The sequence below is a fragment of the Bacillus sp. FSL M8-0063 genome (genome assembly GCF_038005545.1).
Taxonomy (GTDB): Bacteria; Bacillota; Bacilli; order Bacillales; family Bacillaceae_G; genus Bacillus_A; species Bacillus_A wiedmannii.
In genome coordinates this window covers 1,310,874-1,326,205 of record NZ_JBBOTJ010000001.1, presented here as the reverse complement: position 1 = coordinate 1,326,205, position 15,332 = coordinate 1,310,874, and the positions used below count along the sequence as shown (strand labels likewise).

General features: G+C 34.0%; 17 protein-coding genes. 5 read left to right on the top strand and 12 right to left on the bottom strand.

The window, feature by feature from the left end; translation table 11 throughout:
* Positions 1-51: 51 nt before the first annotated feature.
* From MKX31_RS06905 to MKX31_RS06880, 6 genes are all read right to left on the bottom strand, one after another.
* Positions 52-732, bottom strand: a complete 681-nt coding sequence (locus MKX31_RS06905; RefSeq protein ID WP_064476481.1) for a prolipoprotein diacylglyceryl transferase family protein — start codon at positions 730-732, stop codon at positions 52-54.
* An 18-nt stretch (positions 733-750) separates the two neighbouring features.
* Positions 751-1,305 (bottom strand): TlpA family protein disulfide reductase, encoded by a 555-nt coding sequence (locus MKX31_RS06900; RefSeq protein WP_064476482.1) that lies wholly within the window; start codon positions 1,303-1,305, stop codon positions 751-753.
* An 18-nt stretch (positions 1,306-1,323) separates the two neighbouring features.
* The gene (gene ccdA, locus MKX31_RS06895; RefSeq protein ID WP_064476483.1) at positions 1,324-2,037 is read right to left on the bottom strand and encodes a cytochrome c-type biogenesis protein CcdA; all 714 of its coding nucleotides are present in this window, start codon (positions 2,035-2,037) and stop codon (positions 1,324-1,326) included.
* Between the two features lie 53 nt (positions 2,038-2,090).
* A complete protein-coding gene (locus MKX31_RS06890; RefSeq protein WP_064476484.1) occupies positions 2,091-2,903 on the bottom strand; it encodes a M56 family metallopeptidase in 813 nt (270 codons plus the stop codon).
* Between the two features lies 1 nt (position 2,904).
* Complete coding sequence (locus MKX31_RS06885) at positions 2,905-3,321, bottom strand: BlaI/MecI/CopY family transcriptional regulator (protein WP_064476485.1); 417 nt, start codon at positions 3,319-3,321, stop codon at positions 2,905-2,907.
* Between the two features lie 107 nt (positions 3,322-3,428).
* The gene (locus tag MKX31_RS06880) at positions 3,429-3,827 is read right to left on the bottom strand and encodes a DUF3942 family protein (protein WP_064476486.1); all 399 of its coding nucleotides are present in this window, start codon (positions 3,825-3,827) and stop codon (positions 3,429-3,431) included.
* 489 nt (positions 3,828-4,316) lie between these two features.
* Here MKX31_RS06880 and MKX31_RS06875 point away from each other — a divergent pair, with 489 nt between their 5' ends.
* Complete coding sequence (locus MKX31_RS06875; RefSeq protein ID WP_064476487.1) at positions 4,317-5,015, top strand: peptidase E; 699 nt, start codon at positions 4,317-4,319, stop codon at positions 5,013-5,015.
* A gap of 56 nt (positions 5,016-5,071) precedes the next feature.
* On the opposite strand, the gene MKX31_RS06870 is transcribed toward MKX31_RS06875, so the two are convergent.
* Positions 5,072-6,481 (bottom strand): MATE family efflux transporter, encoded by a 1,410-nt coding sequence (locus MKX31_RS06870; protein ID WP_000804150.1) that lies wholly within the window; start codon positions 6,479-6,481, stop codon positions 5,072-5,074.
* 99 nt (positions 6,482-6,580) lie between these two features.
* Positions 6,581-7,345 (bottom strand): DUF2087 domain-containing protein, encoded by a 765-nt coding sequence (locus MKX31_RS06865; protein ID WP_064476488.1) that lies wholly within the window; start codon positions 7,343-7,345, stop codon positions 6,581-6,583.
* 212 nt (positions 7,346-7,557) lie between these two features.
* On the opposite strand from MKX31_RS06865, the gene MKX31_RS06860 reads away from it, so the two are divergent.
* Positions 7,558-8,343, top strand: coding sequence for an MBL fold metallo-hydrolase (locus MKX31_RS06860; protein ID WP_064476489.1), 786 nt, complete (start codon positions 7,558-7,560; stop codon positions 8,341-8,343).
* A gap of 361 nt (positions 8,344-8,704) precedes the next feature.
* Positions 8,705-9,127 (top strand): PH domain-containing protein, encoded by a 423-nt coding sequence (locus MKX31_RS06855; RefSeq protein WP_064476490.1) that lies wholly within the window; start codon positions 8,705-8,707, stop codon positions 9,125-9,127.
* A 92-nt stretch (positions 9,128-9,219) separates the two neighbouring features.
* Here the strand turns inward: MKX31_RS06855 and fumC are convergent, their stop codons facing one another.
* Positions 9,220-10,608, bottom strand: a complete 1,389-nt coding sequence (gene fumC, locus MKX31_RS06850; RefSeq protein ID WP_340980407.1) for a class II fumarate hydratase — start codon at positions 10,606-10,608, stop codon at positions 9,220-9,222.
* A gap of 189 nt (positions 10,609-10,797) precedes the next feature.
* Between fumC and MKX31_RS06845 the strand changes: the two genes are divergently transcribed.
* Together MKX31_RS06845 and MKX31_RS06840 are read left to right on the top strand one after the other, a co-directional pair.
* Positions 10,798-11,508 (top strand): SDR family NAD(P)-dependent oxidoreductase, encoded by a 711-nt coding sequence (locus MKX31_RS06845; RefSeq protein WP_064476492.1) that lies wholly within the window; start codon positions 10,798-10,800, stop codon positions 11,506-11,508.
* A 16-nt stretch (positions 11,509-11,524) separates the two neighbouring features.
* Complete coding sequence (locus MKX31_RS06840) at positions 11,525-11,905, top strand: MerR family transcriptional regulator (protein WP_088048489.1); 381 nt, start codon at positions 11,525-11,527, stop codon at positions 11,903-11,905.
* 41 nt (positions 11,906-11,946) lie between these two features.
* Here the strand turns inward: MKX31_RS06840 and nhaC are convergent, their stop codons facing one another.
* The 3 genes from nhaC to MKX31_RS06825 all read right to left on the bottom strand — a co-directional run bounded on the left by nhaC (position 11,947) and on the right by MKX31_RS06825 (position 15,330).
* Positions 11,947-13,350 (bottom strand): Na+/H+ antiporter NhaC, encoded by a 1,404-nt coding sequence (gene nhaC, locus MKX31_RS06835; protein ID WP_064476494.1) that lies wholly within the window; start codon positions 13,348-13,350, stop codon positions 11,947-11,949.
* Between the two features lie 323 nt (positions 13,351-13,673).
* Positions 13,674-14,333 (bottom strand): class I SAM-dependent methyltransferase, encoded by a 660-nt coding sequence (locus MKX31_RS06830; RefSeq protein WP_064476495.1) that lies wholly within the window; start codon positions 14,331-14,333, stop codon positions 13,674-13,676.
* 112 nt (positions 14,334-14,445) lie between these two features.
* Positions 14,446-15,330 (bottom strand): TIGR03943 family putative permease subunit, encoded by an 885-nt coding sequence (locus MKX31_RS06825; RefSeq protein WP_340980404.1) that lies wholly within the window; start codon positions 15,328-15,330, stop codon positions 14,446-14,448.
* Between the last annotated feature and the right edge of the window lie 2 nt (positions 15,331-15,332).

The following is a 15,332-nucleotide window of genomic DNA, read 5'->3' as shown; positions in this document are numbered from 1 at the left end:
TATAATAAAAAGGTAGCCACGTACGGACACACTCCATACGTGGCTACCTTTTTATTTTTTCGGTATCAACAAAATTCCTAAACTAATAACAAAAAAGCTCATTATTTGCTGTGCTGATAAACCAAATAGAACCGAATTTTGTTCACTAACAAGTGAAATAATGATATGAGCAAACCCCTCAACAATTAGAAAAACACTTATATTCTTTCCATTTCCGAGCCTTTCATTTTTCATCCATAACAAGCCGATTATACAAAGGGCGAGAATGATCTCGTATACGAAAATAGGGTGATATAAAAATTTAGATTCATATATTTTCACACCCCAAGGCAATGTCGTTTGTACACCTATTTTGTGGTTGAATAGAAAATAAAAAATAATACTCATACATAGTCCGATAGGTAATGCATCAAGTAAAATACGAAGCGAAAATTGTCCTTTTTTACTTTTCCAAACAATGTATACACTCGCAATTACACATCCTGCTATAATATGCTGCATACTTCCTACAGCTAATAGTGCCTGCACTGGCGACCTAAAAGCCCATACTGGATTTAAAATTGCCGGTGCAAATTTCCATACAAATACGATGATAAGAAAAGCATTTGTTACTGCATCCATCATTTTTTCATATGGTACACTTTCGTTCTTCATCTTTCGTTTCATCAACATAAACCCAAATAGACTTCCAATTATAAGAGATACGGATTGTAACCTCACGATCCACTCCATCACTATGAAATCCCCTCTTTAACTCTCAATTAATTTCTTAAATTTCTCTTCTAATTGATCTGGAGGTAATACGCCTCGTACTTGCTCTACGATAATTCCATCTTTATTAACAAAAAATGTTGTTGGTAACGAAAATACTTTATAATCTAATCCAGCTACTCCGTCCATATCTAGTAAAACAGGAAACTTAAATCCGTGACGATCTGCAAATGCACTCGCTTCTTGTACTGGATCTCCAATTGTCGCATTTACCGCAAAAATTTCAACATCCTTTTTATATTTATCATACATACGAACTAAGTCAGGTGCCTCCATTTCACATGGGCCACACCATGATGCCCAAAAATTAATAAGATATGGCTTTCCTTTTGCATCATTTAACGAATACAACTTCCCGTCTAACCCTTTTAACGTTATGTTTGGCGCTTTAAATCCTACTTGTGGTAATACTTCTGTTTCTTGTAACTCCGCTTGTTTTGCTTTTCTTTCTTTTTCTTCTTTTTTTGTATTATAAAAATTAACTCCGGCCCAAATCAATGCCCCGGCCATTATAATCGCAATTAGCTTCTTCACTTTTCTTCCTCCTCATTTTTAAAAGCCTTTAAATCCACCGAATAGACGAATAAAGAATGCGGTAATTTTCGTCATTTGATTTGTATACAATAAAACCCCTGTTACAATCATCATTCCACCGCCAATTTTCATCATGACGTTGGCATATGTAACAATCCATTTTACCTTCCCAATAAAGAATGCCATCACGAAAAACGGAACCGCAAACCCAAGAGTATACGCAGTAATATAAAGAAGTGCCCCTTCAGGATTTGTCGCACCAAGCATGAGTACAGCTGAAAATATCGGTCCAACACATGGCGTCCAACCCGCTGCATATGTCATACCGACTAAAATCGAGCGAATATATCCAGTCGATTTACTTCTGTATTGTACCTTTTTCTCTGCCATAAGCCACTTAGGTTGAAACAAACCTGTCATAAACAGTCCCATCAAAACAATAAAAATCCCACCAATTTGTTGAATCAATTTTTGGTTAGATGAAAATGTTATTCCAATCCAACTTACCGATAAACCTAACGCATAAAATATAACCGAAAATCCGATCATAAAAAATACGGTATGTATAATCGCTGATTTTTGCATAATTCCACGATTCTCTTTTAAATCTTGAATAGACACACCTGTAATATATGATAAATAAGATGGATATAGCGGTAAAGAACATGGTGATATAAATGACAATACCCCTGCCCCAGCTACAAGCCAAATTGTTAAATCTGCTGCATTCATTTTATTCCCCCTATAGCACTACAATGAGTAGTGTTAATTCTTAAAAAAAGAGGCTATATGCACTCTCCGACAATAAGTACAATCGACATACAGAATAAACCTAATGTTACATATACCGAATTCGTATGCAACGGAATATTGAGCTTAACAACTTTTTCATTTAACACTTGCTCGATTCGTAAATTTATTGCTGTTTTTGCAAATGAAGCTGTCACACATCGATTTTCCATTGTCTTTATTTTAATTAATTTTAATAATGCACTACCTAATTCGAATGAAGATTTCATCTTTTGCATTGCATATTTATCTGCTGCTAGCTCCTGATACACATGATAGCGCTGCAATAACCCTTTTAATATCGGGATGTACACCATTCCTTCTGCTAATAACGTAAAACAAAATAATTTTAATGGATCTCGATTAGTTTGATGATATTCTTCATGGAAAATAATCGCATCCATTTCTTCATCTGAAAATGTTTGAAGCATGCCTTCTGACATGACAACTTTCGGACGAAATAACCCAATTGTAAATGCCGCAACTTCCGCGGTCGGCAATATATATATTTGTTTTCCTTTTCGAATGAAAGGGATAAGTACTTTTTGTAATTTTTGACTATAGAAAAATTGTCGCCAAATTCTTTTGCATACTATGAGTACTGTAAGTAATAGTAATCCAGCAATTATAATACGAATGAGCGATAATTCCTTCATATGTTGTTCTAATTGAAACAAGCAAAAATTTGAAAGAAAGAACGCCTTATTTTGAAACAGAAATGGATATGTAACGTAATACACTAACATACTGAAAAAGAGGGTACTAACAATTACTGCTAACAATACGATTTTACGCATTTGCCATTTCATTTCATTGATCCTCTTTTTTTAACTGACTCAATTTGTCTTCTAATTTTTTTATTAAAGTCGGATTAGCCTGCTCTAACTCATCTAGCATATGATTTACAACTAAATCTCCAAATTCCCCCATCAATTCCTGTGTCATCTTCTTCGTTTGATTGGATAAGAATTCTTCTTTTGTTTGTACAGTACGATATATGCCACTTCTTTTCACAGTCTGTTTTTCTAAGTGGAATTTCTCTACTAACCTGTTCATAACTGTCATGACCGTATTAAAATTCACAGGTGATTCTTCACTTAATTTCTGCTGCACTTCTTTAATCGTAATACCCTCGGTGGACCAAACGATCTCCATAATTCTCGCTTCAAGTGGTCCAAAAAAGTGATTTAATCCTTGCTCATTTAACTTGTAGTTTTGAGTAAACATAATGTGGCTCCTTTCACACTACGAATTGTAGTATAAATTAAATGAAAGGTCAAACAAAAATGATATACACTAAAATTCACTACCTATAAATACGTAGGCCATTCCATTCATTTTAAACCTAATTTCTCTCCAAATGTCTCAAAGAGATACTGCTCTAATATTTGTACATTAAACTTCTCATTGCGCCCAAGTGCAAATAATTCCCGATCCTTTGCTACGATAGTATCTAAAGGAATAACGACATTATCCACTATTTTTGTAATTTCTATGATGTTACTTTTTACATTTACCTCTGTTTTAAATTCAATATTTTCTAATAAGATATGTGAACGTCTTCCTGATGTAAAAAAAGTAAAATTAGGATTTTTAACAACGCCAATTTCAGCCTCTAACGCATATAAATAGTGAAAAATTATATCTCTATGTCCATCTTTTATTATTTTTTCATCCTTCTCATCATCTAAGTATTCTTTCACCTTCGCTGCAAACTCAAATCGAAAATCCACCTTTTTCACGCTCCCTTTTTGTATTTTTATATTAAATAAATATATTGGAATAATTTTACCATATTGTAATACAACTTCCTATTAAAAGTAAAAAACGATTTGTGAAATCTCTATTATTTCCGACTCCTTTTTAAAGTATAAACACTAATTCAATTTGAATTAATGCTTCGTTATATCCATTTAAACATATTGTTTCCATATTTTGAAACAATAGTATGAAGTATTATATATCGATAAAGTGAAACTTTAATCAATGAGGGTTTTGTTCATCCCCACTGATTATCAGCCCTCACCAATCAGGTTTTTACGGGCAGCCCACAAATATCGGGGTAAATTGTTTCAAATTCATTTTTCTATAAAGTTCTCACTACCTTTACTATTCCGATATACTTAAACTATATTTTCTACTTATTCATTACATGAGAGAAGGAATGTTACTCTCTTCTATCGAATTTTTATATAACAAAAATGATTAGGTGGTGCTTTACTATGAAATTAGCTGTCATTGGTGGCGGTGATTTACAAGATTCAAATCACTCGCCTATTAATGAGCGACTTATAGAATTAACAAATAAACAGTATCCAAAAGTATTATTCATTCCTACAGCTAGTCATGATGATGAAAGCTATATAAAGCTATTTTTGGACACATTCGAAACACAATTACACTGTGAAGTACAAATTTTACGTACTATAGCTGATACACCTTCTAAATATGAAATAGACGAAATGATTCAGTCTGCTGATTTAATTTATCTCGGTGGCGGGAACTATATTCACATGCTTACACAATGGAAAGAACATAAACTAGATGAAAAATTATTATTTGCTTTGCAACAAGGAACGCTCATTGCGGGGTATAGCGCCGGTGCTATGTGCTGGTTCACATCTAGTATCCGATCCGATTATGAAGGTTCTGGTTATATAGAGTGTAACGGTTGGGGGATTGTTAACAAAAGGTTTTGTCCACATTATAATCAATTAAATAGAATGAACGCCTTCCATTCCTTTTTACAAAATCATCAAGGTAATATAGAAGGAATTGCACTAGAGGATAATTGCGCTTTATATATTACAGAAGAATCTTTTGAAATTATCGGTGAACCTGAAAAAGCGTGGGAGTTTTATATGAGTGATAACAAGCTCATTAGACAACATTTTGATATCACTTTAAAAAGCTATTTGTAAACCTACACTTACAAAAAATGTCCCTAAGTATAATAGCTTAGGGACATTTGCATGATTTAACTCACTAGTCGTGTAATTCGTTTCTTCTGCCATGAAAGCTTATAATATGCATACTGTAATATTAAGCTGACAATAAATGCTGCTGGGTACCCAATCCATATCCCTTCTATGCCAAGACTTGTATGGTAAGAAAGGTAATACGCTACAGGTACTTCAACAAGCCAAATTGATACAACACCGATAACAGTTGGCCATAATACTGTACCACTCGCTCGCATTGTCGCACTAATAATTTGCGCATGCCCGAAAATTAAATAACTCCATAACGTAATCATAACGAGGCTATGAGCAATTTCAATTGTAGTTTGACTCGTTAAAAATAGTGATAGAATGTCTCTTGAGAACAAATAAATAAGAGATATTAGCACACCACCAATGACGTAGTTCATAATAATCCCGGCCTTCACAACTTTCTGCAGTCGATCGAATTGATTTGCACCAATTGATTGCGCTGCAAAAATAGAAACTGTAATACCAAGGCTAACTGCTGGCATTTGTACATAACTTGCAACCTGATTCACGACGCCATATGCCGCTGTTGCATCCGAACCGTAACGATTTACAAACGCGATTACCGCAATTTCAGATAATGAAACTAATATCATATTAATACTCGCTGGAATTCCGAGTCGTAGCAATAGCTTTAATAACTCCCCATCCATGCGAAGATATTTCCTTACCGTACTATCTAATTGTAGTGGGTGATTTTTCTTCTTTAAATACACTAACATGACAATAAACGTAATAACTGTAGATATAACAGAAGCATAGGCTGCTCCATACACATCTAATTTCGGAGCTCCTAACCATCCGAAAATAAGAATCGGTAATAAGATCATATTTAGCGCTGTACTTACAATTAAAAAGTAAAATGGCGTTTTAGAATCTCCTGTACCCCTCATAAATGTTGTGTATGCGAAGTATAAAAATAAGACTGGCATCGATATAAATAAAATACGCGCATAATGAACACTTATATCAATAATATTTTCTGGCGTTCCCATAAGGCGCATAATATCCATCGCAAAAATACTACCTATTATCGCCAACACAACTCCAATAATAAAGGTAAATGTCAGTGTCGTACCAACGATCGCTTTTAAACGATCTTCGTTTTTAGCACCAAATGCCTGACCAATTAAAATCGAACTACCTGAACCAATACCAATTACAAATGAAACGAGTAAGAAAAATAGCGGGAAGAATGCTGAGATGGCTGCTAAATCATTCACTCCAAGCCATCTTCCTACTACTACCATACCGAATAATTGTCCAATCGATTGTAGTACATTACTTAATAGTAACGGTACTAAAAACATGGACATCGACTTCCAAATCGGTTTACTCTCACTTTCTAACTTATGTGACTCCGCACCTTCTTTATTGTTATCTGTAGGTGGTTTCAAATTTCATTTCTCCTTTTATTAAAAATCTGTTTTTCAACTTCTATCTCTTTGTATATTTGTTATAATAATGTGCTTCTATGCATATTCTTTTCCCTATTATTATAACTTCACCCAATATTGACTTCCATCTGCTGTTCTATCTAAAAACCCATATTCGATTAAATATCTTCTTAAAGTTACAAAATCCGGATATACACTTTCTATGACAGTATTTACTTCTTTTTCAGTGTACTTTTTATTACTATCAAACTTCGTCACTAAATGGCGTAATATAATTAATTTACGCTTTTGCTTTTTCGGAAATTTAGAAAGTGGTCCATCTAATCCTTCTGTAAAGTGTGCTTTTAATACTTCATCATTTTCTTCTTCCGTAATATTGTAGCGATCATCTACCATCGTTGCTGTTCTATGAATGGGTACAAATTTCGTTTGTACTTTTGATTTTTCTTCTGATAGTTCCATTAACGCTAAAAACACTTTCGCTTGCTTCATTTTCTCTCGAAGTGTAAATCGATGATTTCGAATGGTCGAAGTACTTCCGCCATCCATCTCGTTTACAATCTCTTTATCATTCAGCCCCATATGGAAAAACTGAACCATTTTCTTTTGCAAATCAGTTAAACCAGTATACTTCTTATCAAGGTTTAATAAATAATCAAACATAGACGTATGTTCATTTTGCACATGCAATTGTACAAACTTCTCTGCTTCATACAAAACTTGATTATCTTGATAAATAACCCCCTTAATAAACGCTTCTCCACAAGCTAAACAAATATACTCCTCTGCTTCCGCTTCAAATACATACCCTTTCTTCAATTCTTCTACCGAAGCATCCCAAAACTTCTCTGAAATATCATTCACACTAAACACTCCTTTAAAATGTTTATCTAAAAACAGACATTTTCCAATAACGTTTACTATCTCTTCATCATCTTAACATAAAACAAACAAACACTTCAACGCTTCGTTTACCCATTTTGTAAACTTTTATAAAAACATCTATTAAAAGGGTTTGGTACAACGAAAAGCGAATGTATTTATATAAATTCATTCAATAGGATGTGAAATAGAACATGACTATTCCTCAAGACCCTTGGTTTACTGTAATGCAGATTGCACAAAATACATATGCAATTAGTGAATATGGACATTGGGAGAAAGTACATTCCTTCTTACTTATAGGCGATACTGCTGCAATTCTTATCGATACAGGACTAGGTATCGATAATATGAAACGTATAACGGACCAACTAACAAACTTACCCATTACAGTTGTCACAACACACGTCCATTGGGATCATATCGGTAGCCACGCACAATATGAAGAAATCTATGTACATGCTTTAGAAGAAGATCGGCTCATTAACGGCATAAAAGGACTCCCTATTACTCAAATTAGGCACGACATCGCTCGTGACATTACTTTACATACACCTAAAACATTTCAACCTGAAACATTCGAGCCATTCCAAGGGACACCAACAAAATTACTACAAGATGGAGATATGATTGATATTGGAAATAGGAAAATTCAAATTATACATACCCCAGGTCACTCACCAGGACATATTTGCCTATACGATTATGAAACTGCGTTTTTATTCACAGGAGATTTACTTTATGAAGGCACAATTTTTGCGTTTTATCCAACGACTAATCCTGTAGACTTCGTCCAGTCTCTACACAAAATTACAAATTTCTCACCTATTAATCAAATTTACGGTTCACATCATACTCTTGGTCTCCCGCCTACTATACTGAAAGAAGTAAAATACGCTATTCAATATTTGAGTGATAACAACCTCATTCAACACGGAACTGGTACTCACTCATTCGAAAACTTCAGTATTCAATTTTAACTACAAAAAAGGTATTTCCATATACAGAAATACCTTTTATCCATTATATATTCTATTTACAACCTCGACTAAAGCTCTACTTACCTGTACGAATATATGCTTTCGGTTTCCATCCTCAACAAATTTATTAGCACAACTACCCATAATCATCATACAACTAATTATGACTAATGCTAACTTTCTATTTTTGCAAGTCACTTTATACCTCTCCACTATTGCAAAATTCCATTTAAATTTATCCCATCAGAAAATTTTACATGAATAATAAAACGTGTGAATATGCAATTATGCATATTCACACGTTTTATTAAGATGTTGTGATTTAATTTAGTTAGAGTACACGTAAACTGAGGTGACTAACTTGAAATTCAAAGCGAAAAAGAATCCATTTCACGTCATTTTTATTACATTATTTATCATTATTTTTTTCGTTTCGCTATTCTTCCAAAATGAAAATTCTATTTTTTTCACTCTCATGATGCTATTAAATATCGTCAATCTTTCTTCATTCTATTTCTCTCACTACAACGTAACGGAATCCTCTCTTGTTGTAAAACATGGTTTCATATTGCGTACTGAAATTCCATTTGAAGAAATTCGTCACGTTACATACTCTGGTAAAAAACTTCATTCAAAACAATGGACTAGACAGCAATTAGAAATCCATTACAATTTATTTGACTCTGTGACAACTTTCGTACCTCAAGAAGAAGAAAACTTCCTTTCACTCTTAAAAGAAAACTGTCCACAGATGAAAGTATTGAATATGCCTGCTAACAAATAATATATTTTGGTACTTGCAGTAATACAAATGGAAGACCTACAAATAAATATCAAAAAAGCCAAGATTCTAAACATAGAATCTTGGCTTTTTTATTACTCTTTCGGAGCAATCATTTTTTTCGGATCGACAATTTCATCAAATTGTTCTTCTGTTAGTAATCCAGATTGCAGTGCTGCCTCTTTTAACGTTAAGCCCTCTTTATGAGCATGCTTCGCAATTTTCGCTGCATTTTCATATCCGATATGCGGGTTTAATGCTGTAACAAGCATTAATGAACGATTTACATTCTCTTTAATTACTTCTTCATCTGCTTCAATACCAACTGCACAATTATCATTAAATGAAACAATTGCATCTGCTAATAAGTGAGCGGATTGTAAGAAGTTATATGCAATAACAGGTTTAAATACGTTTAACTCAAAATTACCTTGACTCGCAGCAAATCCAATTGTTGCGTCATTTCCCATCACTTGCGCTACAACCATCGTTAACGCTTCACTTTGCGTTGGATTTACTTTACCTGGCATAATAGAGCTTCCTGGCTCATTTGCCGGAATAATAATTTCTCCTAGACCACTACGTGGACCACTTGCCAACCAACGCACATCGTTAGCAATCTTCATTAAATCAGCTGCTAATGCTTTTAATGCACCATGCGTATATACAGCTTCATCATGGCTCGTTAATGCGTGGAATTTATTTGGTGCAGAAATAAATTGCTTACCTGTAAATTGGCTAATTTCCTCTGACACCATCTCACCGAATTTTGGATGAGCATTAATACCTGTTCCAACTGCAGTACCACCAATCGCAAGCTCTTTCATATATGTATTGCTCTCAGCAATCATACGCTCTGTTTTTTCAAGCATACGGTGCCATCCGCTAATTTCTTGTCCTAATGTTAACGGTGTTGCATCTTGTAAGTGTGTACGACCAATTTTTATAATATGTTCAAATGCAGTTACTTTTTCTGCTAGCGTTTCTTTTAATTTCGTAATTGCTGGTAATACGTGATTTTCTACTGCGATTACACATGCTACATGAAGTGCTGTTGGAAATGTATCATTTGAACTTTGAGACATGTTCACATCATCATTCGGATGAATATGTACGTCAGATCCCTTCTCTTTCAAAATTTGATTCCCTCGATTTGCAATTACTTCATTCACATTCATGTTTGACTGTGTACCACTACCCGTTTGCCATACGACAAGTGGAAAATGTTCATTCCATTTCCCTGCAATCACTTCGTCAGCTGCTGCCACAATTGCTTCTGCTTTTTCTTCTGATAGCTTTCCTAATTTTTGATTACTAAGTGCTGCACTCTTCTTTAATGTGGCAAATGCTTTTACAATTTCAAGCGGCATTTGCTCTGTTCCAATCGGGAAGTTTTCTTTACTACGTTGCGTTTGTGCTGCCCATAATTTATCAGCTGGAACTTTTATTTCTCCTATTGTATCTCTTTCAATTCTGTACTCCATTTTTTCATCCCCTTGAAAATATAATACCTACATTTCTTATATTAACAGACTTTCAATCAAATGATAAGAATTCTCACTTATATATACAAATATTCAATGTTTTTTTTAAAATTCCTCTTGACCTAAACTTAAGTTTAGGCTGTATCCTTACCATTGTAACCTACTATAACACTACTGGAGGAATTTAAAATGAAAAAATATGCTTTCATAACAGGTGCGAATAAAGGGATCGGATATGAACTGGTTCGTCAATTAGCAGAAAAAGACTATCACGTATTTTTAGGTGCTCGTAATAAACAACTTGGACAACAAGCGGTAAAATCTTTACATGTTTCAAACGTTTCCTATATTCAAGTAGACATTTCTAGTGCTCAATCCATTCAAGAAGCAATCAAAAAAATCCATGAAACGACTGACCACTTAGATTTATTAATCAATAATGCAGGCATAGCACTCGACTTCCATACGATACCTAGTGAATTAAATATTGAAACTTTACGCCAAGGATTTGAGGTTAACTTTTTTGGAACATTCCAAATGGTGCAAGCCTTTTTACCATTATTAAAGAAATCAAGTAACAGTAAAATTATTAATGTAACAACTGACATGGCCTCACTAACAATGTTTGCTAGTGGTGAAACACACCCGATTAATACATTAGGATATAATTCTTCAAAAACAGCTATTAATGCTTTAACATTAGCTTTTAGCAAAGAATTTGGCACTAACGGTCCAGAAATTTTCGGAGTAACTCCTGGTTTTACAACTACTGACCTAAATGGAAATTCCCCAGGTGGCCATACGACTAATGAAAGTGCTAAAATTATTATTAAATATGCATTAAGTGAAACAAACTATAATGGTAAAATACTAAATAAAGATGGCATTATACCTTGGTAATAAAGGGATGAACGATATGTATTATACAATTGGACAAGTCGCCAAAATGCACCTCTTAACTATTTCTCAAATACGTTATTACGATAAACAAGGACTGTTCCCTTTTCTTAAAAGAAATGAAAAAGGAGATCGAGTTTTTGATGAAGAAGCACTGAAATATTTAGAGATGATTTTATGCTTAAAAAACACCGGTATGCCCATTCAAAAAATAAAACAATTTATCGACTGGTCTATGGAGGGAGAATCTACAATCCTTCGACGGTTGGAATTAATGCAACAACAGGAGACCAATGTCTTACAACTCATTCAAGACACTGAAAAAAACTTAAAAAAGATACAACAAAAAATTGCTAAATATGAGGTCGAGATAACTTCTTCAACTCCTATTACAAAATAAAAAAATCACCTTCTACATATTGTAGAAGGTGATTTTTTATTTTATGATGCTTGCTTTCCTTTATCGGCATCATCTACATACCAAATAAATTTGCCTGTATATCCGTAAATAACTGCTAAAATTAATGATACGAAGCTTAACCACATAAATGGAACGTATGAGAATGTTGCTACACCTAAAATACCAGCCATAAAAATACCATTATCAGACCATGGAACCATACCTGAAGTTAACGTTCCACCTACTTCTGAGTTACGTGCTAATACACGTCGGTCTATTTTTAATTTATCATAGCTATCTTCCATAATTTTCGGTGTTAAAATTAGTGATACGTACATCGCACAACCAAATATATTTGCTAAGAATGCCACGATTAATGTAGACAATGTTACATTGCCTGCAGAATTTAATTTCTTCTCAAATTTTGATACGATTACTTTTAAAACACCTAGTTTTTCAAGTAATCCACCAAATCCTAAACCGAAAATAATAACGGCTACTGATCCAAGCATACCGTTAATTCCACCACGGTTTAATAACTTGTCAACAAACTCAACACCAGATTGAATTGAAAATCCGTTATACGCTGTTCCAATCGCCTCTCCAAAGTTCATTCCTTGGAAAAGAGCTGCCCAAATTGCACCAATTAAAGCTCCCATTGCAATTGTCGGCATAGACGGTTTCTTCATCGCTAATAGAACAATAACAATGACCGCCGGAACAAGCATCCATATTTTAATATCAAATTGCTTTAATAAAGCTTCTTTTAAAAACTCTACTCGATTCAAATCTACATTATCGCCGCCATACATCCAACCAGCTACAGTAAACATAATGCTAGTAATAATATAAGCCGGAACATCTAATACGAGCATAGCTCGAACGTGAGCAATAACGTCTACTTTCGCCATAGAAGCTGCAAGAACTGTACTATCAGAAAGTGGTGATAATTTGTCGCCGAAATAAGCTCCTGAAAGAACTGCACCCGCAACAAGCGGAAGTGGTAATCCAAGTCCCTCACCAATCGCCATCATAGCAATACCCGCTGTTCCTACTGTTCCCCATGATGTTCCTGTTGCGATAGAAGTAATCGAACATATGATTAATGTTGCTAATAGGAATATGCTAGGGTGAATAAATTCTAATCCATAATAGATTAATGTTGGTACTACGCCACCAGCAATCCACGTTCCAATTAAAGCACCTACTGCAACTAAAATCAGTATTGCTTCTAATCCGTTAGAAATTCCTTTCGTAATTGCATCTTGCAATTCTTGATAACGAAATCCTAATCTTAATCCAAGCGCAATTACTAAAAACCATGAAATAAATAGCGCTAATTGAATTGGGAGATCAAAAATCGTTTGGAAGGAAAAGACAACAGCAAGAAATAGTAATAAAAGAACTATGATTTCTAGCATCGATGGTAATCTTACACTTTTCATTTTTTTCTCTCCTTACAAGTCGATAACATGACGTGTGTCGTCTTACATGTATGTAATATACAATTAGCGAAGACAAAACAAAATTTTCATATTATTTCGATTTATTTTTCCAGTATAATATAACACCTTTTCTATTGTAAAAGTAGATGTTACTTTTCGCAATGGAAAATATAAAAAATGTTACATTTTTATATAGAACAATCCATAAATAACTTTTTTAATATTTGCCATAACAAATTTTTTACTATTATCCTCACCTTTTAAGGACTACCATTTTTCCCCACAAAAAAGCACACATCATTAAAATGATGCATGCTCAACTTTTATTTATACATATTTTGTATTTCTTCTTTATTTTTAAGTATTTCCACAAACTTATCACTACAACCTTTCGGAAATAACACTCCGAGCCCATATGAATGCTCAAACTGAAAATGAGGGTACTTCGCTTTGACCTCATCCCAAAATTTATACACGCCGAAATTTCGATCTTTCACCTCAATATCGTGAAATAACACGATACCGTTATTCGCAAGTTTCGGTAACCATGTTTTATAATCATGAGAAACTGCTTCATACGTATGATAGCCATCAATATGCAACAAATTTATCGTTCCATCTTGAAACTGATCCACAGCCTCATCAAAAGTAGACCGAATTAAATTCCCTATTTGAGGATAACTCGTGCTCACGAATTTACTCACTATTTGAAAAACACCTTCTCCATATGGACCTGTGTGCTCATCTCCTGCCCAAGTATCTACAGCAAAGCATTTTGTAGATACTCCTCCATCTTTTACCCCTTGGCAAAAACTAAAAAAAGAAGCTCCTAAATGTGTACCTAACTCAACTAATATTTCTGGTTTTTCAAATCTTACTAAATCATAAGCGAAGTTTAAATGTCCCACCCACGCAGAGTTCATTCGAATATATGGACTATATTGATCAAATTCAAATGTTGGTTTATGAGTAACCCAGCTCATCACATTTCTCCTTCTACACATATTTTTAACAAACCAAATTACTCTTATCTTTATTTTTTTATCATTGTAATTATGATTTTATTTCATAAAAATATGAATTATTATTCCTTTCTTATTGCGGTAAAGCATCGTATACATACGGATCTGCAGGCGTATTAATTTTCTCTACTTTACTTACTTTTACAAGTGGAAATAGTGTTCCTTTATATGTCGTTTCGTCCAACAAACCTGTTATTTTCACCCATGTTTCCTGTGGGAGCTTTTTTACGTTTTCCCCTGCAACAATCATCCCCCAGACTGATGCATCCGCAATACAACAAGTTATGCCGTATCGCGCCACTACCGCTTTATCACCCGTCACATCCTTATCATTATATATAAACCCTGAGAATGTAATTTCTTTCCCTTTAAACCCTTTTACATCTTGGCCAATTATACTCATTGTTTGAACATAATCCTTATCCTCTACTTGTATTTTTCGTTGTCCTAACATACTTTTTTCTAATTGTTCTTCCACTTGATTAATCACTTTTAAATTCGAGGTTTCATCTTGATCAACTAATCTTTCTTTCCAAACAGAATTTGCCTGTATTCCCCCTTTTTCGTTCTTTTCCATACTTCTCGCCTGTACACTTTGATTCATACCTCTTTTTCCCGCTAAACTTCCGTCAATTGTTACACTTCCAAATAGAAAAGCACTAATAATCGGAACAACAAATAAAACATATACAAAGAAACTTTTCATCCCTGATTTTAATGCTGTATGATGCTTACAACAATTACAATCATCCCATTTTTCTCCCCCATCTCTCCAAACTTGTAAAGAACCAAGAAGTAAAATCACTACAAAAGCTATATACGTAAATTTAATCATTTTTGGAGCGATAAAATTATAAATATTGCCTGTTACAAGTAGTTTAAATAAGAGCATCGCTAAACCAATTAAAATAATGCCACGAATATAGCGATGATAGGCCTTCTGTTCCTGTTCCTCCACTG

Bases quoted from the DNA above. Each gene is read 5' to 3' on its own strand.
- MKX31_RS06905 (WP_064476481.1), bottom strand. From the start codon at position 732: ATGGAGTGGATCGTGAGGTTACAATCCGTATCTCTTATAATTGGAAGT.
- ccdA (WP_064476483.1), bottom strand. From the start codon at position 2,037: ATGAATGCAGCAGATTTAACAATTTGGCTTGTAGCTGGGGCAGGGGTA.
- MKX31_RS06890 (WP_064476484.1), bottom strand. From the start codon at position 2,903: ATGAAATGGCAAATGCGTAAAATCGTATTGTTAGCAGTAATTGTTAGT.
- MKX31_RS06885 (WP_064476485.1), bottom strand. From the start codon at position 3,321: ATGTTTACTCAAAACTACAAGTTAAATGAGCAAGGATTAAATCACTTT.
- MKX31_RS06875 (WP_064476487.1), top strand. From the start codon at position 4,317: ATGAAATTAGCTGTCATTGGTGGCGGTGATTTACAAGATTCAAATCAC.
- MKX31_RS06860 (WP_064476489.1), top strand. From the start codon at position 7,558: ATGACTATTCCTCAAGACCCTTGGTTTACTGTAATGCAGATTGCACAA.
- fumC (WP_340980407.1), bottom strand. From the start codon at position 10,608: ATGGAGTACAGAATTGAAAGAGATACAATAGGAGAAATAAAAGTTCCA.
- MKX31_RS06845 (WP_064476492.1), top strand. From the start codon at position 10,798: ATGAAAAAATATGCTTTCATAACAGGTGCGAATAAAGGGATCGGATAT.
- MKX31_RS06840 (WP_088048489.1), top strand. From the start codon at position 11,525: ATGTATTATACAATTGGACAAGTCGCCAAAATGCACCTCTTAACTATT.
- nhaC (WP_064476494.1), bottom strand. From the start codon at position 13,350: ATGAAAAGTGTAAGATTACCATCGATGCTAGAAATCATAGTTCTTTTA.
- MKX31_RS06830 (WP_064476495.1), bottom strand. From the start codon at position 14,333: ATGAGCTGGGTTACTCATAAACCAACATTTGAATTTGATCAATATAGT.